We start from the raw sequence: 25,040 nt of genomic DNA on the forward strand, positions 1-25,040 counted from the left end.
CGCTCGGCTGGGACACCCCAGCCGAGCGCTTCACCGGGCTACTGACGAACGACCCCAACACACCCCGTGTTGCGACGATTTGTTGAATCCGCCCGTCAGCGGGGCCGCATGGAGGTCAGCTTCGCCCAGACCACCAGCCGGTACCGGGAGCTGAACTCAGGGGTGCACGTCGTCATGGTGAGGTAGTAGCCCGGCTCGCCGTACCCGGCGGACGGCCGCACGAGGCTGCGCGGCACCGGCGCGACGACGCCGGTGTCGCGGGGCGTCGTCTGCGGGAGCCGCTGGTCCACGGCGTAGTCGAAGACCCCCTCACGGGTCTCGATCCGGACGGTGTCGCCGGAGCGCAGCCGGTCGATGTACCGGAAGGGCTCACCATGGGTGTTGCGGTGCCCTGCGACGGCGAAGTTCCCGGCCTGACCGGGCTGCGCCGTCCCGGGATAGTGCCCGATGTACCCCTTGTCGAGGACGCCGTGTTTGCCGATGCCCTGCGCGACGGGGGCGACGACGCCGAGGCGGGGGATGCGCAGGACGGCGTAAGCCTGGTCCCAGCGGGGCGTTTCGCGTGGTTCAGGTGATTTCTGCGGGTTTCGTCGCGCCGACGCGGGCGTCCCGTCCGGAGCCGCGGCCTCCCGCCCCCAGTCCCGCTCCAGGGCCCGGACCTGGCGCTCCGCACCCTGCCTGGCCTGCTGGTTGGTCCACCAGAGCTGGTGGACGACGAGGAGGAGGACGACGACCCCGAGAGTGACGGTCACCTCGGCGGCGGCCCACAGCCCGCGAGCGAGCGCCGCTCGCGCCCGCCACCGCCCTGCCCCGCGCCTCTGCCGCACGGGCGCAGAGTAGGGCCGGGGGCGTCAACTCACCAGTGCCGAGGGCGACTCCGCACCGCCTGCCCCGATACGGCACACCGCCCGTACACCCGACCGCAGTACGGTGTGGTGCATGCGCCCCGACACGCCTGCCGATCACACCGCCGAAGCCGAGCGCCTACTGCGCACCGCAGCGCGGTATCCCGAGGACGACGAACACCTGCTGCTCCAGGCAGCGGCCCATCTGGAACTGGCCGGCGACCGTGACCGCGCGTCCGGCCTCTACGACCGCCTCCTGGCCACGGAGCCCGAGCACCCGCAGCTGATCAAGGCCCTCCAGGCGGCCAACCTGTGGGAGTACGGCCACGAGGCGGAGGCCCGCGCCCTGATCGCCGGCATCCGCATCGCGGCCCCGGCGCAGGCGGCGCCGTGGGAAATCATCGCCGAGACGCTGGAGTCGCACGACGAGCTCGAGGCGTCCCACGAGTGCTTCACCGAGGCGCTGACCCTGCTGCTGCCCGAGGACGACGACGTCCCGTACGCGACGCGCTCGCTCCTCGCGGGCCGCCACCGCGTACGCCGCCTGCTGGGCCTGCCCCACGACGGCCACGACGCCCTCGCCGACCGGGTCCACACGGCCCACACGCCGGACGTGACGCTCGACGAGCTCCACGACCCGAACCGCCTGTGGGCGCTGGGCTCGGACAACCCGGCGGAACTGAAGGCCGAGATCGCCCGCCTGCGCTCGGAGCTGGGCTCGTTCCGCTCGGCCCTGTCGCGCCCGTTCCCGGTGGCGGTCCTGCACTGGCCGGCGGACGAACTGGCCGAACTGGTGGAGGCGTATCCCGACCTCACCGCGGAGTACCCCTCGCACGAGACGCACCTCGCGACGATCGAGTCCTCACTCCGCGACCTCGCCGCCACGGGCACGGAGAACCTGGGCATCGTGACGGCCACGGTCCCGTCCTACGAGGCCTTCTCGGCCTCGGAGGCGTCCTCCCCGTCGAACGTCTCCCTGCTCCCCCAGTACGCGACGACGCTGGCGGCCCGGGGGCGCGCGGTGGCGTGGCCGCCGGCGCGGGGGGCGGGGTGCTGGTGCGGGTCGGGGAGGGCGTACAGGGAGTGTCACGGCGAGTGACCCTCCGGCCTCAGCTGTCGGTGGTGCCTGCTATCACTGGCAGTGCCTAAACGGGGAGGGAATGCGATGCCGGGTCCCATGGATGCGAGCCGACCGGTCACAGGTCTCTACGAACAGCTGATCACTCTGCGCCTTGAGACTCATCTCAAGACCTTGAGCACTGATCGGTGGCTTGCGATCGACGGGCTGGTGGGACCCGAGTCATCGCCTCAAGTCATCGCGCGGCATGTAGCAGACACGACGCGGCGCGTGCTGGAGCGGCTGCCCGCGTCTGAGCGGGTCCACGCCGCCAACCACATCCTTGAGTCGATGAACACGATCGAGGGAGCGCGAGAGTGGGTTGACCTCGTGGCTGATGGCCCTCGCCAACTGCTGGCCATTGCTGAGCAGGAAGCTAAGGGCGTCTACTCCATCCGGCCTGCTACGCCGCTCTCCGACACCGCCCTCATCACCAACTCCCCCGAGGACCCCAGCCTCGGCTTTGAGGTACGTGCCGAACTCGCGACCGCTGACCGCGTAGACCTGCTCTGCGCCTTCGTTAAGTGGCACGGACTTCGAGTCATCGAGCAGTCTCTTGAAGCCGCGCACGCCCGAGGTGTCCCCCTCCGCGTCATCACCACCACATACATTGGCGCCACTGAGCGCCGCGCCCTCGATAAGTTGGTCCAGAAGTTCAACGCCGAGGTCAAAGTCAACTACGAACTGCGATCTACACGCCTCCACGCGAAAGCATGGCTCTTCCGTCGTCACAGCGGCTACGACACCGCGTATGTCGGCAGCTCCAACCTGTCAAAGGCCGCGCTTCTCGACGGCTTGGAGTGGAACGTCCGTCTGTCGTCGATCGCAACGCCTGATGTGCTGCGCAAGTTTGAAGCGACCTTCGACTCCTACTGGAGTGACTCCGCATTCGAGCGGTACGACCCCATTCACGACGCTGGTCGCCTGGACGATGCGCTCCAGCTGGCAGGACGTGGCACGAGCAGTCTTGAAGGCCGCCGCGTCACCCTTTCCGGGCTGGAGGTACGCCCGTACCCGCATCAGCGAGACATGCTGGAGCGGCTGGAAGTCGAGCGCACGGTGCACGATCGGCACCGGAACCTCTTGGTCGCCGCCACTGGCACCGGCAAGACCGTGATGGCTGCACTGGACTACAAGCGCCTTCGCCAGCAGCACGGCCGTGACCTGCGCTTGCTGTTCGTCGCACACCGCCAGGAGATCCTTCGGCAGTCCCTTCGCACCTACCAAGACGTTCTCGTCGATGCGAACTTCGGCAGCGAGTTCCATAGCGGGATCAGTCCAGACGAGTGGACGCATGTCTTCGCAAGCGTCCAGTCCCTTAATTCCCGATCGCTGGAGCGGTTGGCTCCTGACCACTTCGACGTGATCGTCATCGACGAGTTTCACCATGGAGTGTCGCCGACCTACCGCAAGATCATTGATCATTTCCAACCTCTCGAACTCCTGGGACTCACTGCCACACCCGAGCGGATGGACGGCCGCAACGTCCAAGACGAGTTCTTCGATGGACGCATCGCGGCGGAGATGCGGCTCTGGGAGGCTCTGGAGAATGAACTCCTCAGCCCCTTCCACTACTTCGGCGTCACCGACACCACGGACATGAGCGCCCTTACATGGAAGCGCGGTTCATACGACGCGTCGGCACTGAGCAATCTCCTTACTGGCAACCACGCCCGAGCGCGTCTTGTGGTGCAGGCCGTCATCGACAAGGTGACCGACCCCGCTTCGATGCGTGCGCTGGGCTTCTGCGTCTCCGTCGCACACGCCCAGTTCATGGCCGACTTCTTCCAGCAGGCCGGTCTCAATGCCGTTGCCCTGTCTGGAGAGACCCCGCGGGAGCAGCGCAAATCTGCACTGGAGTCGCTGAGGGCCGGCGACCTGCAGGTGATCTTCTCGGTCGACCTCTTTAACGAGGGCCTTGACGTTCCCGACGTCGACACACTCCTCCTGCTGCGCCCGACGTCGAGCGCCACCGTCTTCCTTCAGCAGCTTGGCCGCGGACTTCGACGCAGCGAGGGCAAGGCAGTTCTCACTGTCCTGGACTTCATTGGCCAACACCGCAAGGAGTTCCGCTTCGAGGAGCAGTTCCGGGCGCTCACGAACCTGACCCGCAACCGGCTCCTGGCCCACATCGAGCATGACTTCCCGCAGCTGCCGTCCGGCTGCCAGATCATCCTTGAGTCCAAGGCCAAGGAACTGGTCATGACCAATATCCGTAGCCAGATCGGCGTCAATGTCACGCAGCTGGCACGGGAGGTTGGCAACTACGGCGAGCAGCGACTCGCGGCGTACCTGCAAGAAAGCGGCCGCGAGTTGAAGGAACTCTACCGAGGCACGGGCAACTCCTGGACGTGGCTCCTCCGCAGGGCAGGATTGCTGAGGTCCCCCGCCACGGAGGGGGAAGCCGCGCTCCTCAAGCGGGTGTCCGCATTCCTTCACGCCGACGATCCGGAGCGCGTAGCCGCGTACACGAAGCTCCTTGAGGATGACGCTCCGAGCTATGAGGAGCTCGATGAACGTGAGCAGGCATACGCTCGGATGCTCTACTTCTCGCTCTGGCCCCTCGGCGGCTTCGCCACATATGCAGAAGCGCTGAACTCACTTCGCCCGCACAGTGCCCTCCGCGACGAGGTCCGCCAGATACTGGCGTACAACCTCGACCGCACCGATCACGTCCCGGTCCCCCTCCTCGGCGAACTGGCTGGCCTGCCGCTCACTGTCCACGCGTCGTACAGCCGCGAAGAGATACTGCCAGCACTCGGCCAGTCCTCCATCGGCGGCTCCATGCCCGGCCACTTCCAGGAGGGCGTGAGGTGGTGCGAGAACATCCGGACGGACGCTCTGCTGATCACGCTGGAGAAGGACGAGAAGGACTTCTCTCCCCAGACGCGGTACCGGGACTTCGCTATGAGCAACTTCCGCTTCCACTGGGAGTCCCAGAACCGGATATCAGACACCTCCCCTACCGGCGTCCGCTACCAGACCCACAAAGAACACGGCTCCCACGTCTTGCTGTTCGTCCGCCGCTACAAGAAGACGGACATCGGCGGCCCCCAGCCTTGGATGCTCCTGGGGCCGGCCGAGTACGTCGAGCACACAGGCAGCAAGCCGATGGGGATCACATGGGATCTACGACACGAGATTCCGGCGGACGTGTTGACGTACTCGGCGATCGCCGCTTAGCAGCCGCTACTTGGCGCGCCCAGTCGTCGGACATGCCTACGCAAGCCGCGCTCCTCAATCGGTCCTGCAAGGAGTTGAGGTGGCTGACGAGGACCTCCATGGGTGTGCCTCACCTTCTCTGTTCCGGCCTCTGGAGGCGACCAGATTGGGGCCGCTCTATGCCGTTAGACTCACGCACCGGAATCAGGCCTTCGGCAGACCGTCGTCGCAGCGTCCAGCGCCAGAGCCCACGGGTACTTGCTCGGTCGTCCCTGACCCGGCTCGTTGGGCACGAACCCGCCCTCTCCATACAGCACAGTTACGCCCGCCGCTCGCAACGTCTCCACGGACCGCTCGAACGCTGGGTGCTGAGCGTAGGCGGCGTTGACGCATGGCATGGCCACCGTCGGGATGCCCTTCCCGATGCCCTCGGCGACCACTCCGACGACGAACTTGCTCGTCAGCCCGAGCGCCCATTCGTTGACCGAGTTGAACGTGGCCGGCGCGAACACAATCGCGTCGGCCATCGGCCATACGTCCGGCTCGCCGGGCAGCTTGTACTCGGAGCGCACGGAATGGCCGGTGAGCGCGGCCAGGCCGTCAAGGCTCGACTGCAGCCATCGGGCCGCTGTAGGCGTCAAGCCGAGGCATACGTCCCATCCGCGGGCCTGAGCGTCCTCGATCACTATGGCGACATCGAAGACGGGTGGCGCGGCCGAGCAGAACAGATACATAGTCCTCGTCATGCCTTCATCCGATCACATGCAACCGTCGTCATCCCAGGCGGGATTTGGGCCGGATCGAGGCCCCGCGCACCCCGTGCGCCGGTACCGTTCCAGACGACCAGTCAGGAACGGAGACCTGTATGTCCCTCCCCGACGACGACCACACAGGTTCCCGGATCAGGCAGCAGAGGAAGTTGGCACGCCTGACTCAGCGGCAGCTCGCGGACCGGCTCCCGTACTCCTACAGCCTGCTCAACCAAGTGGAGTGCGGAGCCCGCCCTGCCACCGACGGTTTCATCGCCGCCGTCGCTTCGGCACTCCGGGTCGACGCCACCGTGCTCACCGGAACTGCGTCCGTCACTGAGATCCAGCAAGGTCGTTTGGCTGCCCTCGTGCGCCCCATTGGCGAAGTTCTGGACCTGTTCGACCTCGAGCCTGCCGCCGAGCGCCAGGGCCGGCCTCTCCCCGAGCTCATCGCCTCAGCGGATGACGTGTGCCAGGCCGTACGGGCCACGCACCTCCGTAAGGCTGCCTTAGTCCTGCCCGGACTCATCACGGACCTGACCCGCGCTGCACAGACCATCCCGACAACAGCCACATGGCAGGCCCTTGCGTCCACGTACCGAACCGCACACGACATTGCCCTGAAGGTCGGTTACCGAGACCTGGCGACGGTCGCCCTTGACCGCATGGGCTGGGCTGCCCAGAGGGCGTCGGACCCGTGTCTCGGTGCCATTCGGCAGTACAAGCGGGCGCTCGCCCACAAGAAGACGGAGCACGACCTCGGCCGCCGCCTCGTCAGAGCCGGTCACGAGCTGCTCGCTGACGAGTCCTCGCGCGAGGCCCTCGCCGTCGTCGGCCAGCTGCATCTCGGAGCGTCCGCCGTCGCCGCCCGCGCAGGGGATCGCACCGCCGTAGCCGCTCACATCGCTGCCGCTCGCGACATCGCCGACCGGATCGGAGGCGAGGCAGGCGAGGTGCACTGGCTGTCGTTCGGCCACACCAACATCTCTCTGCACGAGATGGGCGCCTCCGTCGCCATGAAGCAATTCGACGAGGCGCTGAAGCAGGCGCGCAACCTGAAGCTGCCACCGTCGACGCCCACGTCCCGGCGTGCCCGATTTCTCGTGGACCGGGCAGTTGTGGAAATGGAGGCAGGGCACACCGACGCTGCCCTGCGACACCTCGTCGAAGCCCGGCATGCCGCACCCGAACAGACCCGATACCACCCCGGTACACGTGAAGCCGTCAACGGGCTGCTGCACACATCTCGCCGTGCACCCGACACGCTCCACCTCATGGCCGCGTGGATCGGCCTGTAGCAGCGCTCACAGCGCTCACAAAACTGTGAGCGTTCCGCCTCTCACCGGCCGCCACCCTGGGTCCATGCCTGATCAATGGACGAGTTGGGGGAATGCCATGGCGTCGCTGCATGAGGCCGGCCGCACATCCTTGCGGCACTGCGCTTACTGCCCAGGGGCGGATGCTGACTGCTGCGTGCGCGTGCACGAATCCGTATCCGGCGGCTCGGGCACGTCGGTCTACGCGCACAAGGCATGTGCCCAGGCCCGCCACGTGCCCGTCCTGTACCGCATCGTCCAGTCTGCTGGACGGGCTTCATGACCCCGCGGATCATCATCAAAGCCGCGGAATGGAACCTCGGTCTCGACACCGAGGAAGGCGCTCCGGAGAAGCCTCTGTTCGAGGCGCAGTGCACCAGTTGCGGTGACTCATCCGGCGCGACCGAGGGCCGACGGTTGCCGGCCGAAGCCTGGGCGCTCAAGCACACCGGCGAACGCCCCGGGCACCGCAGCTTCCGCGCGATCCAGACCAGTTTCTGGCGCGTCGTCCCCGCCCCTGGCAACCCGTATGCCTCCGAGGTAGCGGAGTGACCGCAATGAGCGGGATACGCATCTGCATCCGCTGCGACCTATCGATCAAGGGCGAGGCCGAGAAGGTGCCGCAACTGTGGGCACCGACCGGGGCTCGGCCGGACGACTACAGCCACCGCGACGACGACCGCGAGTGCCGCCCTCGCGGTCGCTCCGCGATGTGAACTCCCGTCCCGAACCGCATTCCCTGGCAGGACCGGTCCGGGACGGGCGTCGGGCTCCTCGGCAGGAGCCCGACGCGCACCACGGCGCGCGGGTAGGCCGCGCGCCGAGCACGTACCCGAGGAGCATCGCATGACCGCTCTCGCAACAGAACTGGCCCACGGCCGCAGCCTCGTCGAGCCGGAGCTCTTCAACCGGCTCGTGAACTTCCTCGTCCAGGAAGAGAAGATCACCCGCGAGCGGGCCGAACGCGTCATGGACCAGGCGCTCGCCTTCCTCCACATGTCCGCCCACCGCGACGAGGGCCTGTCGCCGTCCCAGGCCGTGGACCCCGGATGGCACGCCTTCATGCTTCACACCCGCGAGTACGCCGCGTGGTGCCAAAGGCGGTTCGGCCGGTTCGTCCATCACAACCCGTTCCCCGCCCCGCAGCTCTACGACGGGGCACAGATGCGGGCCACCGTCGCCGCCATCGAGGACGCCGGATTCGTCGTCGACCACGACCTGTGGGGCACGGCGGCCACGTGCAACCCGCCGGCCTGCTGCGGTGACGGAGGCGGATGCGGCGGCGGCAAGTAGCCGCCCTGTTCAGCGCGCGGCCGCCGCCCCGGCGGCCGCGCCCGTCCTCCGGCACGGAGCAGCCATGCCCACACTCGACATCACCGGCGTCAGCCGACTCACCGTCTTCCCGCTGTGTGGGCTGTCCGTCGCCTACACCACCCAGTCCAGCGACCAGCGCGGCCTCGGGGACATCGCCGTGGTCGCTGTCGTCGAGCCCGACGGCGTCACCGGCGACCAGTTGTGGCACCTCGCGGCCGGCATGTACGCCAATCCGCCCACCACCCAGACGCAGGCTCGCTGGATCCTCACCCAATGCACCCGCGCACGGATCTGCCGCGCGCGCCTTCACCGCGACCTGCCCACGGCCAAGTGGACGGCGGCACTGACCCGCACCGTCCACCTCGATGCACTGTTCGCCAACCACGACATGCTCCGCACCGGCACGCTCACGATCGAGTAGCGTCACGCACCGGCATCCGCCTGCGAACAAAGCCCGGGGCAAGAGACGATGTCCCCGTGACCGATCGCATCAGCGCGCTCATCTCCGCCTTCGGCGTTCTCGGCGTCTCCCTCCTCCTCGTCGGCGCCGTCCGTGACTACCGGGCAGGCTCGTCCGTCCTCTGGGTCGCGGCCGGGGCGCTCATGTTTCTCCTCGCGTGCATCACGCTCGTACGCGATGTCCGGCGGCTGCGGGCAGCGCCCCGGGGCTCCGGAGCGGACTGAGTCAGCCGGCGCTCCCGGCGTCCCGGTGACCCAGCACGTCGACCGCCCACCCGTCACACCGCCGGCGTGGTGCGGACGTTGTTGACGGCGCTCAGCCGCTCCTTCGGCTCCACCCGCGCGCCCGCGAGGTCGTGGTCCACGACGACGCCCGGCAGGTATCAGACGGTCGCGGCGAGCAGGAGGAGCCCCGCCACGAGCGCCCCGGCCCCCGTCACGGCACGTACGAGCCGGGTAGGTCCGTTTCGGTTCCTGCGCACAACTCCCCCTGGATCAGCGGCGATCCGATCCTGGAGCGCGGCGGGGCGGGGCGATCGGCTCAGACCACCGTCTCGGCCTCCTTCTTGATCAGCTTGCCGTCCGCCGCGATCACGAACCATTCGCCGTCCAGGCCCTGGCCGTTGACGTCTCCGGGGGTCACGTCGCCCACGTAGTAGTACAGCGGCCAGTCCCCGTAGACCGCCTGTTCGGCGCCCGTGCCCAGCTTGGTCTCCTTCAGGAGCGCGGCCTCGGTGCCCGGGCCCGCCGTCACGTCGGTCGCGGAGATGAGGGCCGGCCAGACCGCGATGCAGTCGGCGTCGCAGGTGGCCTGGCCCGGCTTGTCCTTGGTGAAGCCGTAGAGCGTCCGGCCCTTGGCGTCGACGAGGATCGTGCCCAGTTCGGACTCCGCGGTCTTGACCGTGACGGTCGCGGGCGCGGGCTCCGGCGCGGGGTCGGGGGCGGCTTCGGCCGGGGCCTCCGTACCGGCGGGGACGTCGGCGGACGGCTGCTCCGGCGACGGCTGTTCGGCGCTCGGGGACACCGGCCCCGCCCCGTACCCGGAGCCCGAGCCGCCGGAGTCCTCGCACGACGTCACCGTGAGCAGCGCCAACGCGATCAGCGGGGCCGCGAGCAGAGTTCTGGTCCGGGCTGTGGTGCGGGTGCCGCGCATGGTGAGATCCCCTCGGATTCCGGTCTGCGGGAAGGAACGTACGGCGGGATGTACGGGCCCGACCGACCGGCTGTTCACTCCGATCGGCGGTGACTTCCGTTGAACGGGGCGCCGGGGATCCCCGTACTTGACGCCGACCGGCCACGACCGGGTCGGCCCCCAACGGGAGGTTCATCCGTCATGCAGAAGCGTCATGTCTCCGTCTCGGCCGCCGCCGCACTCGTGCTCGCCGCCGCGGCAGGCGCCGTCCCCGCATCCGCGCACGGCAGCCACGGAGGCGGCACGGCGAAGGACGGCGCGGTGACGTTCACGAAACCGGCCCACGGCCACGCCGTCACCTTCGCCGCCGTCCTCACCGGCGCGCACGAGGTCGCCGAGAAGGGCGGGCCCGCCGTGAACGACCCCGACGGCCAGGCCGTCGCGCTCGTCAAGGTGAAGGGCGACCGCGTCGTCTTCGCGATGCAGTGGAAGGGGTTCGTGCCGAGCCAGGGGCACATCCACGAGGGCGCCGCCGGACAGAACGGCGACGTCAAGGTCCCGTTGTTCGGCACCGAGATGCCCGACACCATCCACTCGGCGGCCGGACACACGGTCCTCACGGACGCCGCGCTCGCCGACAGCATCCGCGAGCATCCGTCGGGGTTCTATCTGAACCTGCACAGCAAGGAGTTCCCGGGCGGTGCCGTGCGCGGGCAGCTGAAACGCCTGAAGCGGAACATCAACCCGCTCCACATCATCAAGGGCGGCAAGCTGCGGGCCCTGGCGAACGGCGCGCAGGAGGTGCCGGTCACGGACCCGCGCAAGGTGGGGGACGACGACGGGTACGCGGTGACCTTCCTGCACCCCGCCGGCCGCAGCGTCGACTTCTCGCTCGCCTGGGTCGACATCCAGGCGCCCCAGGCCGCGCACATCCACAAGGGCGGTTTCGGGAAGAACGGGGACGTGGTGCTGGGGCTCCTGAACAAGCCCGTCCCGGAGGGCCTGTTCGCCGTCTCCGGGCGGCTGGAGGACCAGCACAAGGGGCTGCTGAAGGAGATACGCCACAACCCGTGGGCGTTCTACTCGAACATCCACACCAAGAAGTTCCCGGACGGCGCGGTGCGCGGCCAGCTCTTCCACTGAGGGTGCGGGCCCTCGGCGACGGGGGCGCTCTACGCTCGGTGCATCAGTGTTCGACAGTGAAAGGCGGCAGCACCATGGCCAAGGTTCCCGCGGCAGCGGTGGCGGCAGGCGGACTCGTGGGCGGGTACTCGGTGGCCCGCTTCAGCGGGAAGCGTCCCCTCGGCGGCGTCGCCCTCGCCGCGGCCGGTGCCCTCGCCGCCCGCCAATGGCATCAGGACGCCGGGCCGAAGGCCGCCGTCGGGCTGAGCGCCGCGTACGTCGCCGCCTTCGCCGGGTCGCACCCCCTGGCCAAGAAGGTGGGCGCCTGGCCGGCCGTCCTCACCGTGGCGGCCGGTGTGGCCCTCGCCTCCGTGGCGGTCACCCGCCGGAGCCACTGAGCCCGCGGAGCCGGTGAGGGGAGCGCTGAACGCTTCCGTCCCGCCGTACGTATTACCTGACACCTCCCCTAGAAGCGCTGGGCGCGTGACCGTCGGCAGGGACCGGTCACGCGCCCAGCGCACGTCCGCACGACGGAAACGGGCCACATAAGCCCCCCGCACGTCCGCACGACGGAGACGGCCCCGTCAGGCTCCCGGCCGACGGCGCAGACGGCACCGTCAGGCGCCCAGCGCATGCGCGACGGTGTAGATCAGCAGACCGGCGAGCGCGCCGACCACCGTGCCGTTGATCCTGATGAACTGAAGGTCACGGCCGATGTGCGCCTCGATCTTGCGCGAGGTGTGCTCCGCGTCCCAGCTCGCGATCGTCTCCGAGATCAGCGAGGTGATCTCGGTGCGGTACGTGGTGACCAGGTACACCGCCGCGTCCTCGACCCAGCCCTCCACCTTCGCCTGGAGCCTGCTGTCCGTCGCCAGCCGGGCGCCCAGCGACAGCAGGGAGGCTCGGGCGCGCAGCCGGAGTTCGCTGCGGTCGTCCTCGGCCGCCGAGATGATCATGCCGCGTACGGAGGACCAGGCCGACGCGATCACGTCCTGCACCTCCGAGCGCGACAGCATCTCCGACTTCATCCGCTCGACGCGCTCCCGCGTCTGCGTGTCCGACTGGAGGTCGGCCGCGAAGTCCCCGAGGAAACGGTCGATCGCGCCGCGCGCCGGGTGGGCCGGCATGTCGCGCATCTCGGTGACGAAGCGCAGCAGCTCCCGGTAGACGCGCTCGCCGACCTTCCGGTCCACGAACCGGGGCGTCCAGCCGGGGGCGCCGCCTTCGATCGCGTCCATGACGGAGTCCGCGTGGATGACCATCCAGTCGTGGGCGCGGACGCAGATGAGGTCGACGGCCCGGTGGTGGGCGCCGTCGGCCACGACCTTCTGGAGCGTCTTGCCGATACCGGGCGCGATCTCGGCGGCCTCGGCTCGCCTGGTGATGGCCTCGCCGACGACCGCCTGGACGTCGGCGTCGCGCAGGACGGTGAGCGCGCCGCGCAGGGCGGTGGACAGTTCGGCGGTGACGCGGTCGGCGTGGGCGGGCTCGGCGAGCCAGGCGCCGAGGCGGCCGCCGATGCCGAGGGCGTGCAGGCGGGCGCGTACGACGTCCTCGGAGAGGAAGTTCTCGCCGACGAAGGAGCCGAGGGCCGTGCCGAGCTGGTCCTTCTTGTTCGGGATGATCGCGGTGTGCGGGATGGGCAGGCCGAGGGGGTGGCGGAAGAGCGCGGTGACGGCGAACCAGTCGGCGAGCGCGCCGACCATGCCGGCCTCGGCCGCGGCCGCGATGTATCCGGCCCAGGGGCCGAGTCCCTCGTTCTTCGCCCAGGTGGCGAGGACGAAGATCAGCGCGACGAGGAGGAGCAGGCCGGTGGCGGTGGCCTTCATTCGCCGCACGCCCCGCCGCTTCTCCTCGTCGGCGGCGGTGTACGCGAAGCCGGGCAGCCCGGCGCGGGGGCGGGCCTCGGCCCGGGCGGTCCGCGTCGGGGCCGGGGCGGCGGCCGTCCGCACCCCGTCGGCCCGCGCGGCTGCGGCCGCTCCGGCGCCGCCGGAAGCGTCCGGCAGCGCGGCATCCGCACCGTCGCCGGCTCGCACGGCACCCGAAGCCCCGCCGGAGCCCGGCGTGGAGGCGACCCCCGAAGCGTCCGGCCCGCGGTGCCCGGCGCCCGAGGCGCCGGACCCGGCAGCGTCCCCCGGCCTCACGCCTCCGGCGCGCTCCGAGCCGTCCGGCTCATCCGGTTCTGTACGTTCCATCCGCTCCACCCGTCCGCGCGTGCGTACCGTACGCATTGTCCCTACCTCGTGTACTCCTGGGCGGCACGTCGAGTTCCCGGTTCATGCCCGATGATGTGTTCATGAGCAAGCGTTCGGGGTATGCGGGTCTCGCCGCCCTCGTGTCCGCAGTCGTCCTGATCTGCGGCGGTATCTACCTCGGGGTCGGCGCCGTCAAGGCCAAGCCGGCCCTTCGCAAACCCCCGGCGGCCACGCCCCTGTGGATCGGCACCTGGGCGGCGAGCCCCGTCGGCATCGCGCCCGTCGCCACCGTTGCCGGCGCGCCCAGCGGGCCGCACGGCCGGTCCGTGCGCAACGTCGTGCACACCAGCATCGGCGGCACCGCCGCACGCGTCACCGTCTCCAACCTCTACGGCACCCTGCCGCTGCGCATCTCCGCCGTGTCCCTCGCCGTGCGCGCCGGCGACGACGGCCCGGAAGCCGTGCGGGGGACCCTGCGGCCCGTCACCTTCGGCCGGGCGACCGGCGCCACCGTCGCCCCGGGCGGGCAACTGGTCAGCGACCCGGTCGTGCTCCGCATCCCCTACGACGGCGATCTCCTGGTCACCGTCCACACGCCCGCTCCGGGCGGATTCGTGACCTCCCACACCCACGCCCGGCAGACGTCCTACGTCGCCGAGGGCGACCACACGCGGGACGAGGCGGGGGGCGCGTACCGGACGGAGACTCGCTCCTGGCACCACGTCACCGCAGTCGACGTCCTCACCGCAGAGGCGCGCGGCGCCGTCGTCGCCGTCGGGGACTCGATCACCGACGGGGTGTCGTCCACGCCCGACACCAACCGCCGCTGGCCCGACGTGCTCGCCGACCGGCTGGCCGGACGGTACGGCGTACTGAACGAGGGCATCAGCGGCAACCGGCTGCTCAGCCAGGACCGGGGCCCCAGCACCCTCGACCGCTTCGACCGCGACGTGCTCTCGCGCTCCGGCGCCAGGACCGTGATCGTCGCCATCGGCATCAACGACCTGCTGCGCGCGCCGTACGCGCCGCCCGGCGACGGCGTCGTCACCGGCCTGACCGAGCTGTCCCGCCGCGCCCACTCCCAGGGGCTGCGCGTGATCGGCGCGACCCTCATGCCGTGCGGCGGACACCTGCGCTGCACCCCGGCCGTGGAGGCCGAGCGCCTCAAGGTGAACGCGGCGATCCGCGCGGGCGGGATCTTCGACGCGGTCGTCGACTTCGACCGGGCGCTGCGCGATCCGTACGCACCGCAGCGGCTCCGCCCGGTGTACGACTCCGGTGACCACCTGCACCCGAGCGACGCCGGCTACGCGCGGATGGGCGCCTCGGTGGACGTCAAGGCGCTGTGACCCGGGCGCCGGACCGGGACGACGCGACGCCCGCGCGGACGCGCTGACCCGCGCGGGCTGGGTGCCCCGGTCGCCGTGGCCCCGCCCGGGGAGCCGTCAGCCGTCCAGTTCCTTGCGGCCCTGGTGACCGTGGTGCCCCAGGTGGCCTCGACTTTTCCTGTCCTTCTCCAGCCGGGCGCGCTCGGCCCGCTCGGCCTTCAGGCGCTGTTTCTCGGCCTTGGTGCGCTTGCGCTCCACCCCGACGCCGCCCATGAGGGCAAGCCCCTTGACGATCACGCGCGGCGCGGACGGGTCCGGTGCGCCGTCGACGCTGCCGTGCTCGCCGAAGCCGCCCAGCAGGCCGATGCCTTTGACCTCGACGTGCAGGTCGGGCGGGACGACGACCTGCACGCCGCCCATGATCGCGAAGCAGGTGATCACCGTCTCGCGGTCCTCGAACCGGGCTTCCCGCAGATCGAGCTCGCCGCCTGCCATGAGGGTGAACGCGGTGAACCGGCGGCCGACGGTCCAGGTCCCCCTGCGCCCGAACCCGCCCCAGAAGGCGAACGCCCCCCTCGAGGTCGCCGGCCTTCCGATGCGCTCCGCCCAGCCGCCGGAGGCCGTGGCGGGAGCGGCCGCGTCGACCGGCACGACCGTCCCGGCGGCGGGCAGGTCGCGCACCAGCGGCACCAACTCGCCGTGCGTACGCGCGCTGTACGCGGCCTCGAGGCGCTGCCCGAACTCCTCCATGTCGAGCCGCCCCTCGGCCACGGCTTCGCGCAGCCGCTCGGCCACGCGCTCCCGTTCGGAGTCGGACGCACGCATCTCGGAGGGTTCGCTCGTCATGTCGCCAGACTAGTCAGGCGGATCGATCCGCGTACATCTTCGCGATCACGGCCTCGATGTCCGGCTCCCGTACCGACAGGTCGACCAGCGGATACCGCTCCGCCAGGGCCGCGACGAGGGGCGCCGCCGACATCGAGGCGGGGAACGCCAGCCACTGTCTGGGGCCTTCCACCTTCACCGTCCACGCCGCGTCCAGGGCGATGGGCGGGAGCTCCCGCTCCAGGTCGACGACCAGCGTCCGCTCGCTCTCGCCCACCTCGTGCAGTCCGGCGAGCGCGCCGTCGTACATCAGCTTTCCGTGGTCGATGACCATGACACGCTTGCACAGCTGCTCGATGTCGGTGAGATCGTGCGTGGTCAGCAACACCGTCGTGCCCTGCTCGGCGTTCAGGTCGCGCAGGAACTCCCTCACCTTCGCCTTGGAGACCACGTCCAGGCCGATGGTCGGCTCGTCCAGGTAGAGCACTTCGGGATCGTGCAGGAGGGCGGCCGCGATGTCGCCGCGCATCCGCTGGCCGAGGGAGAGCTGACGCACCGGCACGTCCAACAACTCACTCAGATCGAGCAGTTCGACGCAGCGGTCGAGGTTCTCGCGGAAGACGGCGTCCGGGACCCGGTACATGCGGTGCATCAGCCGGTACGAGTCGCGCAGCGGAAGGTCCCACCACAGGGTGGTGCGCTGCCCGAACACCACGCCGATCCGCTGCGCCAGCCGGGTGCGTTCGCGCGAGGGGTCGATGCCCGCGACCCGCAGGCGTCCGCCGCTCGGGGTGAGGATCCCGGTCAGCATCTTGATGGTGGTGGACTTCCCGGCGCCGTTCGGGCCGATGTAGCCGACCATCTCGCCGCGCGGCACGGTGAAGCTGATGCCGTCCACGGCGCGCACCCGGTGCCGCTCGCGGCGCAGCCGCCCCACCTTGCGGCGTACGTCGAAGACCTTCTCGACCCCGTCGAGTTCGATGAAATCCATGACCTGACCAGCCCCTCAGTTTCCCGTGCTGCGGTATGAACGAAGGCCCGCACGCCAGGCCAGCGCCGCGAGCCCGCAGCATCCCGCGGCCACCAGGGGCGGCAGGAACGCGAGCCAGCCCGGCAGCCCGAGGGGGTCCTCGCGGCCCAGCACGTACAGCGACGGCACCCAGTTGACGAAGGCCAGCGGCACGACGAACGTCACGCCGCGCACCAGGTCCTTCGCGAAGATCGACGGCGGGTACTGGAGCAGGGTGTTCCCGCCGTACGTGAAGGAGTTCTGCACCTCGGAGGCGTCCTGTGCGAGGAACTGGAACGCCCCGCCCGCCACGAAGACGGACGCGAAGATCGCCCCGCCGCTGAGCACCATCAGCGGCACCATCGCCACCTTCACGGCCGTCCACTCGACGTCGAGGGACGCGAGCCCGTAGCCGAGCACCAGCAGCCCCTGGGTGATGCGGCCGAGCCTGCGCAGCGCGAACCGGTCGGCCGCGACCTGGGCGAGTACGGGCACGGGCCGCACCAGCAGGGTGTCCAGCGTGCCGTCGCGCACGCGCCGGCCCAGCCGGTCCATCGACCCCATGACCAGGTCGGCGAGGCCGAAGGCCGTGCTGGTGGTCCCGTACAGGAACGCGACCTCGGGCAGCGAGTAGCCGCCGAGCGCGTCGACGTGGGAGAACATCAGCAGGATCGTCACGAAGTCGAAGCCGGTGGCGGCGAAGTTGCCGAACGTCGTCATCGCGAACGAGGCACGGTACGCCATCGTGGAGCGGACCCACATGGCCACGATCAGCCCGTACGCCCGCAGCGCCTCAGCCACCCTGGACCACCACCCGCCGTGTCGCGACCGACTGCAGCAGGCGTCCGGCGGCGAGCAGCGCGATCGCCCAGCCGGCCTGGAAGGCGTACGCGCCCAGCAGGTCCCAGCCGGTGTACCTGCCGAGGAAGACGTCGGCGGGGACCTGGAGCAGCGAGGACCAGGGAAGGGCCCGCGCCACCTCGCCGAGGACGCCGGGGAAGAGGTTGAGGGGCAGCAGCATCCCGGAGAAGAAGAGCGTCGCCAGCCAGCAGATCTGCATGACCCCCGCCCCGTCCATCAGCCAGAACGCGGACAGGGCCACGAGGAAGCGGACCGCGAAGCTCACGATCACGCCCAGCGTGACCGCGAGGAGGAAGGCCAGCCAGGTCAGCGGGGACGCGGGTATCACCAGGTCGAAGGCGAGCGAGCCGAGCACCATGGGCACGATGCCGCGTCCCAGCAGGTGGAAGGCGGCCCGGCCCACGTCGCCCGCGAGCCACCACAGTTGGAGGTCGGCTGGGCGGTAGAGGTCGACAGCGATGTCGCCGGTGCGGATGCGTTCGATCAGCTCGTCCTCGAAGCCGCCGCCCATCATGGCGCAGGTCATCAGTAGCGCCTGGCCGAGCCACACATAGGTGAGGGCCTGGGAGAGGTCGTATCCGCCGAGCTGGGGACGCTCGTCCCACAGGGCGATATAGGTGTAGGCCACGATGAAGCCGAAGACGGTGTTGGTGAACACCCCCGCCGCCGTCGCCACCCGGTACGTCGCATAGCGCCGGAACCCACCCGCCGCGACGACCGCGTACAGCCGCACAACAGCTCCTCCCCACGCGGACGATGCGTCCTGCTCCTCCGGACGCCAAAGCGCACGACCCTAGCCGAGCTCGTCGGCGGGGTGCGAGTGCTTTTTCGGCCGGAAGTACCGGGTTGCGATGATTATCGGGACAAAAAGGGCACTATGAGGGAATGAGCGACGAGCCGCAGCAGGGCTGGACACCCCGCGACGCGACAGTTCCGACGCCGGCAGCACCCGCGCAGAAGCCGGAGAAGGCGGGGAAGCCGGAGAGGGCGGAGAAAACGGAGGACCGCGGCAAAAGCCGCCGCCGACGCACCGGCTGGCGCCGCGTCATCCCGACCTGGCGCATGACGCTCGGCGCCTTCCTGCTCTGCGCGCTCCTCCTCATCGGCGGGTTCCTGACCGGGTACCTGCTCGTCGACATCCCCCCGGCCAACGCCTCCGCGGTCGCCCAGAGCAACGTCTACCTCTACAAGGACGGCACGCCGATCGCCCGCGACGGCGAGATCAACCGGGAGAACATCTCCCTCTCCCAGGTCCCGCTCGGCGTCCAGCAAGCGGTCCTCGCCGCCGAGGACCGCGACTTCTACTCCAAGCCGGCCGTCGATCCCCAGGCGATGCTCCGCGGCGCCTGGAACACCGTCACCGGCAAGGGCAAGCAGTCCGGCTCCACGATCACCCAGCAGTACGTCAAGAACTACTACCTGGGCCAGGAACAGACCGTCACCCGCAAGGTGAAGGAGTTCTTCATCGCGGTGAAGCTCGGCCGCGAGGTGAGCAAGAGCGAGATCCTCCGGGGCTACCTGAACACCAGCTACTTCGGCCGCAACGCCTACGGCATCCAGGCCGCCGCCCAGGCGTACTACGGCAAGGACGTCACCGACCTCGAGACCGCCGAGGGCGCCTACCTCGCCTCTCTCCTCAAGGCGCCCAGCGCGTACGACGTCGCCACCCACCCCGGCAACCGGGCCGCGGCGGAGGGCCGGTGGAACTACGTGCTCGACGGCATGGTCAAGGAGAAGTGGCTGAGCCCGGCCGTGCGCGCCGTGATGCACTTCCCCGCGCCGCGGCGCGACAGGGCCGCCGACGGCCTGTCAGGACAGCGCGGCTACGTCGTCCAGGCGGTCGAGGAGTACCTCGCCCGCAAGGGGATCGTCGACGAGAACACCCTCGCCACCGGGGGCTACCGGATCACCACCACGCTGGAGCCGGGCAAGCAGGACGCCCTCACCGACGCCGTCGACGACCAGGTCACCTCCCGGCTCGACACCGCCCGCGAGGCCGACCGCAACGTCCGTGTCGGCGGCGTCTCCATCGACCCGGCCACCGGCAAGGTCCTCGCCATGTACGGCGGCGTCGACTACACCAAGCAGTTCGTCAACAACGCCACCCGCCGCGACTACCAGGTCGGCTCCGCCTTCAAGCCGTTCGTCTTCACCGCGGCCGTCGAGAACGACTCCACCACACAGGAGGGCCGCCCCATCACCCCCAACACCGTCTACGACGGCACGAACAAGCGTCGCGTCCAGGGCTGGACCGGAGCGCCGTACGCGCCCGCCAACGAGGACGACGTGTCCTACGGCCGGGTCACCGTCAGCCGCGCCACCGACGAGTCCGTCAACGCCGTCTACGCGCAGATGGCCGTTGACGTCGGCCCGGCCAGGGTCCGGCGGACGGCGGTCGCCCTCGGCCTGCCCGCGAACACGCCGGACCTGACGGCCGCGCCGTCGATCGCACTGGGCACGGCGACCGCCAGCGTCCTCGACATGGCGCAGGCGTACGCCACGCTCGCCAACCACGGCAGGCACAGCACGTACACGCTGGTCGAAAAGGTCACCAAGAACGGCACCGAGATCGACCTGCCCGCACAGCGGATGCGCCGCGTCGTCTCCCGCGAGGCCGCCGACACCACCACCGCCATCCTGCGCAGCGTCGTCGACGGCGGCACGGGGACGGCGGCCGGAGCTGCCGGCCGGCCGGCGGCGGGCAAGACCGGCACGGCCGAGGAGGACCGGGCCGCCTGGTTCGCGGGCTACACGCCCGATCTGGTGACCGTCGTCGCCGTGATGGGCCAGAACCCCGGCACCGGCGCGCAGACGCCGCTGTACGGGGCGCTGGGGCAGAGCCGGATCAATGGCGGCGGCGCTCCCGCCGAGATCTGGGCCCGGTACACGGCCGCGGCACTGCAGGGCAGCCCGGCACGGGACTTCGAACTGAAGGTGGTGGAGGAGATCGAGGAGAACCGGCCCCCGTTCGACCCGCAGGACGGCGAGGATCCGACCGGGCCCCGGGATCCCGGAGGCCCCGGCCGCACGGACGGCCGGAGCGAGGGCGAGTCGTGGGGTCGCGGCGGCCCGGCGAGCCCCGGCCCCTCGGCGGGCGACCCCGACGCCGGCGGGCCCGTGACGGGCGGCCCTGTCCCCGGCACCACCGGCCCGGGCACCGGCGGAACGGTCACGACGAGCCCCACCGCGGGCGGCCCGAGCGCGACCCCGAGCACTGCGCCCAGCCCCAGCGGCCCCGTCGCGGGCAGCCCGGGCGGGACCCCGAGCGGCACCCCCGGCACCCCCGGCCCCGGCGGCCCCACCGCGGGCGGCCCCGGCGGGACCCCCGCCCCCGGCAGCCCCACGGATGTCCGCCCCTCCGGCGCGCCTCAGTGACCCGAGGTGGCCTTCAGCCCCACGACGGCCACCAGCAGCAGACAGACGAAGAAGATCCGGGCCGCCGTCACCGGCTCGTTCAGCACCAGCATGCCCACCACGGCCGCGCCGGCGGCGCCGATGCCCACCCAGACGCCGTAGGCCGTACCGATGGGCAGCGTCTTCGCGGCATGCGACAGCAGCACCATGCTGGCGACGATCCCGAGACCGGTGAACACGCTCGGCCAGAGCCTGGTGAACCCGTCGGTGAACTTCATCCCGATCGACCAGCCGACCTCGAGCAGACCGGCGACAACAAGCAGAACCCAGGCCATGACGGCACCTCCGAGACGCGGAACAACACGGGGTGCGTCGTCTTTGCGTAAACCCGGTACGGCGCGTCTCGTCGGGCCCTCCAACGTAGCAAAGGGCGTACAAAAAGGGCTGGTGACCTCCGCCACCAGCCCCTGCGGCCCCTCCGGGGCTCCGGTCGCCTACAGGTACAGGCCCGTGGAGTCCTCCGACCCCTGGAAACGGTCCGCCGCCACCGCGTGCAGGTCGCGCTCGCGCATCAGGACGTACGCCACGCCCCGCACCTCGACCTCGGCCCGGTCCTCCGGGTCGTACAGCACCCGGTCGCCCGGCTCCACCGTGCGCACGTTCTGTCCCACCGCGACGACCTCGGCCCAGGCCAGCCGCCGGCCCACCGCGGCGGTGGCAGGAATCACGATGCCGCCGCTGGAGCGCCGCTCGCCTTCCGGGATGTCCGTCCTGACCAGCACGCGGTCGTGCAGCATCCGGATCGGAAGCTTGTCGTGCTGGGTGCTGTGCTCATGACTGTTGGTGCTCACGCCTCGAACCTACCTGCCCCTCAGCCCTTCGTGCGCCGCAGGGTCACGCCCGTCGCCTGCGGGCCGACACGGCCAGCAGTCCCACCAGGCCCACGGCGACGACCGCCACCGGCACCACACGCTCCAGCCGCGGCGCGCCGTCGTCCGTGACGAACTGCGCCTTCACGTCCGACACCGCGCGGTTCACGGCGACGAAGGCACGACCCGCCGTACGGTCCACGCTGGAGGCGACCTTCGCCTTCGCGTCGCCGATGACCGTCTTGGGGTGCATGCGCACACCGATCTCGTCGAGCATCTCGGCGAGTTGCTCGCGTCGGCGGACGATGTCCGCCTCGATCTGCGCTGGGGTCCTGGTGTCCGACACCGCGCCGCCTCCGTCGTCGTGTCCGGTAGTCCTTCATCGACAGTCTGTCAGCTCGCCGTCGCCGGCACCCCACGGCACCCCCATTACGCTCGACGGCGTACACCCACGTGTCTGACGAGGAGAACCATGAGCGAGCGACTCCAGCCCGGCGACACCGCCCCCGCCTTCACCCTGCCCGACGCCGACGGCAACGAGGTGTCGCTCGCCGACCACAAGGGCCGCAAGGTGATCGTCTACTTCTACCCGGCGGCGCTCACGCCCGGCTGCACCAAGCAGGCCTGCGACTTCACCGACAACCTGGAGCTGCTCGCCGGCGCCGGCTACGACGTCATCGGCGTATCGCCCGACAAGCCGGAGAAGCTCGCGAAGTTCCGCGAGAAGGAGAGCCTCAGGGTCACGCTGGTCGGCGACCCCTCCAAGGAGGTCCTGGAGGCGTACGGCGCCTTCGGCGAGAAGAAGCTCTACGGGAAGACGGTGACGGGCGTCATCCGTTCCACGGTCGTCGTCGACGAGGAGGGCAAGGTCGAGCGCGCCCTCTACAACGTCAAGGCGACGGGCCATGTCGCGAAGATCATCAAGGATCTCGGCATCTGACCCGCGGCGCCTTTCCTCCCTCGCACGCTGTGTGACCGAAGCCCCATGTGCCCGGGGCTTCGGTTTGCGGATACCCCGATCGAGCAGACCGCCGCGGAGCCGAAATTCTGACCGGACAGCGGGCGCACGGCCGTCGCCCACTACGATGAGCGCACACGCGGCCGTGGTGGAACTGGCAGTCACGCTGGGTTTAGGTCCCAGTGGGGTAACACCCGTGAGGGTTCGAGTCCCTCCGGCCGCACATACGCGAGGGGCGCGGCACCGCATCGGTGGCGCGCCCCTCGGCTGTGACCGGGCTCAGCCCAGTAGTTCCTTCACCACCGGCACCAGCGCGCGGAACGCCTGCCCCCTGTGACTGATCGCGTTCTTCTCCTCCGGCGTCAGCTCCGCGCACGTCCGCGTCTCGCCCTCGGGCTGGAGGATCGGGTCGTAGCCGAATCCGTTGGTCCCGCGCGGGGAGCGGCGCAGGGTGCCGCGGAGGCGGCCCTCGACGACGCGTTCCGTGCCGTCCGGCAGGGCGAGCGCGGCCGCACAGGCGAAGTGGGCGCCGCGGTGCGGGGTGTCGATGTCCGCGAGCTGGGCGAGCAGCAGGTCCAGGTTGGCCTTGTCGTCGCCGTGGGTGCCGGCCCAGCGGGCGGAGAAGATGCCGGGCGCGCCGCCGAGGACGTCGACACAGAGGCCGGAGTCGTCGGCGACGGCGGGCAGGCCGGTGGCGCGGGCGAGCGCGTGGGCCTTGAGGAGCGCGTTCTCGGCGAAGGTGACGCCGGTCTCCTTGACGTCGGGGACGTCGGGGTAGGCATCGGCGCCGACGAGGTCGTGGGTGATGCCCGCGTCGGCGAGGATGGCCTTCAGTTCGGTGATCTTCCCGGCGTTGCGGGTGGCGAGGATCAGGCGCGTCATGACCCCAGTATCTACGGCGTGCAGACCTTGCCGATCTCGGCGGCCGCGTCGGTGACGGGCTTCAGGTCGGGGGTGGTGTCGCCGCCGTCGATGGACTTGCGGACGTTGTCGACACCGGCGGCGAGGTCGTCGACGGCCTTGCTGAGGTCGGCGTTGTCGGTCTTGTCGCCGAGATTCTCCAGCTCGCGGTCGATGTCGTCGAGGGCCTGCCGCGCCTGGGTGGGGTCCTCGGCCGCGCTGGAGGCGGCCTGCTGGAGCTTGTCCACGCTGGTGGCGATGGCGTCGGCGGTCTCGACACAGTCCATCGCCGTGTTGAGTGCGCTGCAGCCGACGGCTGCGGGCACCAGCAGAGCGGCTGTGGCGATCGTGATGGCTATGCGGCGGCGCGCAGACATGCAGGTCCTCCCAGGTACGGACGGGCGCACGGTTCGGCCCGTGCGCCCGTGACTCTAACGACGCCCGGCGGGCGCTCCCGGTTGCTGCGCCACCGGGAGAAAGGCGCTACGCGAAGTGTTACGCCGGCTGTCCGGTTCCGAGCGCCTCGGTCTGGAGCGCGGCGAGGTCGGCGCAGCCTCCGGTGGCGAGGTCGAGGAGGGCGTTGAGCTCCTTGCGGTCGAAGGGCTCGGCCTCGGCGGTGCCCTGGACCTCGACGAAGCGTCCGTCACCGGTGCAGACCACGTTCATATCGGTCTCGGCGCGCACGTCCTCCTCGTAGCAGAGGTCGAGCAGGGGGGTGCCGTCCACGATCCCGACGCTGACGGCGGCGACGGTACCGGTGAGCGGCTTGCGCCCCGGCTTGATCAGCTTCTTGCCCTGCGCCCAGGTGACGGCGTCGGCGAGGGCGACGTAGGCGCCGGTGATCGCGGCGGTACGGGTGCCGCCGTCGGCCTGGAGGACGTCGCAGTCGAGGACGACGGTGTTCTCCCCGAGGGCCTTGTAGTCGATGACGGCGCGCAGGGAGCGGCCGATGAGCCGGCTGATCTCATGGGTGCGTCCGCCGATCTTGCCGCGTACGGACTCGCGGTCGCCGCGGGTGTTGGTGGAGCGCGGGAGCATCGAGTACTCCGAGGTGACCCAGCCTTCGCCGCTGCCCTTGCGCCAACGGGGCACGCCCTCGGTGAAGGAGGCGGTGCAGAAGACCTTGGTGTCGCCGAAGGAGATGAGGACGGAGCCCTCGGCGTGCTTGCTCCACCCGCGTTCGATGGTGACGGGGCGGAGCTGTTCGGGGGTTCGGCCGTCGATGCGTGACATGGTGTCGAGCCTATCGGCACATGAGTGAGGGGCCCGTTCCGGTGGTGCGGATCAGGCCCCTCGGGTCCGGTGCCGGGCTGCCGGGACCTGCGCGGCTCCAACACCGGCGGCATCGTCGTCAACCGCGCCCGGCTGCCTCGCCTGCGTCGCTCACGCCGTGTCCCCGTTCGCTTCTCCGCCCGCTCGGCGAAGCCTCGGGCATCGTCGTCAACCGCGCCCGGCTGCCTCGCCTGCGTCGCTCACGCCGTGTCCCCGTTCGCTTCTCCGCCCGCTCGGCGAAGCCTCGGGCATC

The 25,040-nt window shown here is 70.3% G+C and carries 27 protein-coding genes, 1 tRNA gene and 1 riboswitch; of the genes, 14 read left to right on the forward strand and 14 right to left on the reverse strand.

What is annotated here, in order from left to right:
- Positions 1-95 precede the first annotated feature (95 nt).
- On the reverse strand, positions 96-827 hold the full coding sequence (locus ACWD0A_RS28855; RefSeq protein WP_451302777.1) for a class E sortase: 732 nt from the start codon (positions 825-827) through the stop codon (positions 96-98).
- Positions 828-939: 112 nt separating this feature from the next.
- On the opposite strand from ACWD0A_RS28855, the gene ACWD0A_RS28860 reads away from it, so the two are divergent.
- Together ACWD0A_RS28860 and ACWD0A_RS28865 are read left to right on the forward strand one after the other, a co-directional pair.
- Positions 940-1,944 (forward strand): SEC-C metal-binding domain-containing protein, encoded by a 1,005-nt coding sequence (locus ACWD0A_RS28860; protein WP_451302779.1) that lies wholly within the window; start codon positions 940-942, stop codon positions 1,942-1,944.
- A gap of 66 nt (positions 1,945-2,010) precedes the next feature.
- Positions 2,011-5,145 (forward strand): DUF3427 domain-containing protein, encoded by a 3,135-nt coding sequence (locus tag ACWD0A_RS28865; RefSeq protein WP_451302781.1) that lies wholly within the window; start codon positions 2,011-2,013, stop codon positions 5,143-5,145.
- A 170-nt stretch (positions 5,146-5,315) separates the two neighbouring features.
- On the opposite strand, the gene ACWD0A_RS28870 is transcribed toward ACWD0A_RS28865, so the two are convergent.
- Positions 5,316-5,858, reverse strand: a complete 543-nt coding sequence (locus ACWD0A_RS28870) for a flavoprotein (protein ID WP_451302783.1) — start codon at positions 5,856-5,858, stop codon at positions 5,316-5,318.
- Positions 5,859-5,989: 131 nt separating this feature from the next.
- Here ACWD0A_RS28870 and ACWD0A_RS28875 point away from each other — a divergent pair, with 131 nt between their 5' ends.
- From ACWD0A_RS28875 to ACWD0A_RS28900, 6 genes are all read left to right on the forward strand, one after another.
- Positions 5,990-7,171, forward strand: coding sequence for a helix-turn-helix domain-containing protein (locus tag ACWD0A_RS28875; RefSeq protein WP_451302785.1), 1,182 nt, complete (start codon positions 5,990-5,992; stop codon positions 7,169-7,171).
- Positions 7,172-7,468: 297 nt separating this feature from the next.
- Positions 7,469-7,741, forward strand: a complete 273-nt coding sequence (locus tag ACWD0A_RS28880) for a DUF7848 domain-containing protein (protein WP_451302787.1) — start codon at positions 7,469-7,471, stop codon at positions 7,739-7,741.
- A gap of 5 nt (positions 7,742-7,746) precedes the next feature.
- Entirely contained in the window at positions 7,747-7,905 is a 159-nt protein-coding gene (locus ACWD0A_RS28885) for a hypothetical protein (RefSeq protein ID WP_451302789.1), read from the forward strand.
- 130 nt (positions 7,906-8,035) lie between these two features.
- On the forward strand, positions 8,036-8,482 hold the full coding sequence (locus ACWD0A_RS28890; protein WP_451302791.1) for a glycine-rich domain-containing protein: 447 nt from the start codon (positions 8,036-8,038) through the stop codon (positions 8,480-8,482).
- Between the two features lie 64 nt (positions 8,483-8,546).
- On the forward strand, positions 8,547-8,924 hold the full coding sequence (locus ACWD0A_RS28895) for a hypothetical protein (protein WP_451302793.1): 378 nt from the start codon (positions 8,547-8,549) through the stop codon (positions 8,922-8,924).
- Between the two features lie 56 nt (positions 8,925-8,980).
- A complete protein-coding gene (locus ACWD0A_RS28900; RefSeq protein WP_451302795.1) occupies positions 8,981-9,187 on the forward strand; it encodes a hypothetical protein in 207 nt (68 codons plus the stop codon).
- Positions 9,188-9,503: 316 nt separating this feature from the next.
- On the opposite strand, the gene ACWD0A_RS28905 is transcribed toward ACWD0A_RS28900, so the two are convergent.
- Positions 9,504-10,115: a COG4315 family predicted lipoprotein gene (locus tag ACWD0A_RS28905; protein WP_451302797.1), complete on the reverse strand. Its 612-nt coding sequence runs from the start codon at positions 10,113-10,115 to the stop codon at positions 9,504-9,506.
- 180 nt (positions 10,116-10,295) lie between these two features.
- Between ACWD0A_RS28905 and ACWD0A_RS28910 the strand changes: the two genes are divergently transcribed.
- Together ACWD0A_RS28910 and ACWD0A_RS28915 are read left to right on the forward strand one after the other, a co-directional pair.
- Entirely contained in the window at positions 10,296-11,237 is a 942-nt protein-coding gene (locus ACWD0A_RS28910) for a CHRD domain-containing protein (RefSeq protein WP_451302799.1), read from the forward strand.
- Between the two features lie 74 nt (positions 11,238-11,311).
- Positions 11,312-11,614, forward strand: a complete 303-nt coding sequence (locus ACWD0A_RS28915; protein ID WP_177152546.1) for a hypothetical protein — start codon at positions 11,312-11,314, stop codon at positions 11,612-11,614.
- A 219-nt stretch (positions 11,615-11,833) separates the two neighbouring features.
- On the opposite strand, the gene ACWD0A_RS28920 is transcribed toward ACWD0A_RS28915, so the two are convergent.
- On the reverse strand, positions 11,834-13,411 hold the full coding sequence (locus ACWD0A_RS28920) for a DUF445 domain-containing protein (RefSeq protein WP_451302801.1): 1,578 nt from the start codon (positions 13,409-13,411) through the stop codon (positions 11,834-11,836).
- A 101-nt stretch (positions 13,412-13,512) separates the two neighbouring features.
- On the opposite strand from ACWD0A_RS28920, the gene ACWD0A_RS28925 reads away from it, so the two are divergent.
- A complete protein-coding gene (locus tag ACWD0A_RS28925; RefSeq protein ID WP_451302803.1) occupies positions 13,513-14,760 on the forward strand; it encodes an SGNH/GDSL hydrolase family protein in 1,248 nt (415 codons plus the stop codon).
- A gap of 96 nt (positions 14,761-14,856) precedes the next feature.
- On the opposite strand, the gene ACWD0A_RS28930 is transcribed toward ACWD0A_RS28925, so the two are convergent.
- Genes ACWD0A_RS28930 through ACWD0A_RS28945 form a run of 4 tightly spaced genes read right to left on the reverse strand, consistent with a single transcriptional unit; the run spans position 14,857 to position 18,167 of the window.
- Positions 14,857-15,585, reverse strand: coding sequence for a DUF1707 SHOCT-like domain-containing protein (locus tag ACWD0A_RS28930; protein ID WP_451302805.1), 729 nt, complete (start codon positions 15,583-15,585; stop codon positions 14,857-14,859).
- A gap of 13 nt (positions 15,586-15,598) precedes the next feature.
- Entirely contained in the window at positions 15,599-16,555 is a 957-nt protein-coding gene (locus ACWD0A_RS28935; protein WP_451302807.1) for an ABC transporter ATP-binding protein, read from the reverse strand.
- 15 nt (positions 16,556-16,570) lie between these two features.
- The gene (locus ACWD0A_RS28940) at positions 16,571-17,374 is read right to left on the reverse strand and encodes an ABC transporter permease (protein WP_451302809.1); all 804 of its coding nucleotides are present in this window, start codon (positions 17,372-17,374) and stop codon (positions 16,571-16,573) included.
- Positions 17,367-18,167, reverse strand: a complete 801-nt coding sequence (locus ACWD0A_RS28945; protein ID WP_451302811.1) for an ABC transporter permease — start codon at positions 18,165-18,167, stop codon at positions 17,367-17,369. Before ACWD0A_RS28945 ends, ACWD0A_RS28940 begins: the two co-directional genes overlap by 8 nt.
- A gap of 152 nt (positions 18,168-18,319) precedes the next feature.
- On the opposite strand from ACWD0A_RS28945, the gene ACWD0A_RS28950 reads away from it, so the two are divergent.
- Positions 18,320-20,809 carry a transglycosylase domain-containing protein gene (locus ACWD0A_RS28950; protein WP_451302813.1) on the forward strand — a complete coding sequence of 830 codons (2,490 nt, stop codon included), beginning with the start codon at positions 18,320-18,322 and terminating at the stop codon, positions 20,807-20,809.
- Here the strand turns inward: ACWD0A_RS28950 and ACWD0A_RS28955 are convergent.
- From ACWD0A_RS28955 to ACWD0A_RS28965, 3 genes are all read right to left on the reverse strand, one after another.
- Positions 20,803-21,123, reverse strand: coding sequence for a DMT family transporter (locus ACWD0A_RS28955; RefSeq protein ID WP_177152551.1), 321 nt, complete (start codon positions 21,121-21,123; stop codon positions 20,803-20,805). The genes ACWD0A_RS28950 and ACWD0A_RS28955 overlap by 7 nt on opposite strands.
- Before the next feature lie 31 nt (positions 21,124-21,154).
- Positions 21,155-21,223: riboswitch (guanidine-III (ykkC-III) riboswitch) on the reverse strand.
- 59 nt (positions 21,224-21,282) lie between these two features.
- Entirely contained in the window at positions 21,283-21,639 is a 357-nt protein-coding gene (locus tag ACWD0A_RS28960) for a GroES family chaperonin (protein WP_177152552.1), read from the reverse strand.
- A 43-nt stretch (positions 21,640-21,682) separates the two neighbouring features.
- Positions 21,683-22,003, reverse strand: coding sequence for a DUF3618 domain-containing protein (locus ACWD0A_RS28965; RefSeq protein WP_307715293.1), 321 nt, complete (start codon positions 22,001-22,003; stop codon positions 21,683-21,685).
- 126 nt (positions 22,004-22,129) lie between these two features.
- Between ACWD0A_RS28965 and bcp the strand changes: the two genes are divergently transcribed.
- Positions 22,130-22,597: a thioredoxin-dependent thiol peroxidase gene (gene bcp, locus ACWD0A_RS28970; RefSeq protein ID WP_307715292.1), complete on the forward strand. Its 468-nt coding sequence runs from the start codon at positions 22,130-22,132 to the stop codon at positions 22,595-22,597.
- A 157-nt stretch (positions 22,598-22,754) separates the two neighbouring features.
- Positions 22,755-22,838 (forward strand) — tRNA-Leu (locus ACWD0A_RS28975).
- A 56-nt stretch (positions 22,839-22,894) separates the two neighbouring features.
- Here ACWD0A_RS28975 and rdgB read toward each other — a convergent pair.
- The 3 genes from rdgB to rph form a co-directional block, all read right to left on the reverse strand.
- A complete protein-coding gene (gene rdgB, locus ACWD0A_RS28980) occupies positions 22,895-23,497 on the reverse strand; it encodes an RdgB/HAM1 family non-canonical purine NTP pyrophosphatase (RefSeq protein WP_451302816.1) in 603 nt (200 codons plus the stop codon).
- An 11-nt stretch (positions 23,498-23,508) separates the two neighbouring features.
- A complete protein-coding gene (locus ACWD0A_RS28985) occupies positions 23,509-23,892 on the reverse strand; it encodes a hypothetical protein (RefSeq protein ID WP_307715290.1) in 384 nt (127 codons plus the stop codon).
- A 118-nt stretch (positions 23,893-24,010) separates the two neighbouring features.
- Complete coding sequence (rph, locus tag ACWD0A_RS28990; protein WP_307715289.1) at positions 24,011-24,748, reverse strand: ribonuclease PH; 738 nt, start codon at positions 24,746-24,748, stop codon at positions 24,011-24,013.
- Positions 24,749-25,040 lie beyond the last annotated feature (292 nt).

Source organism: Streptomyces sp. NPDC002867, from assembly GCF_053591895.1.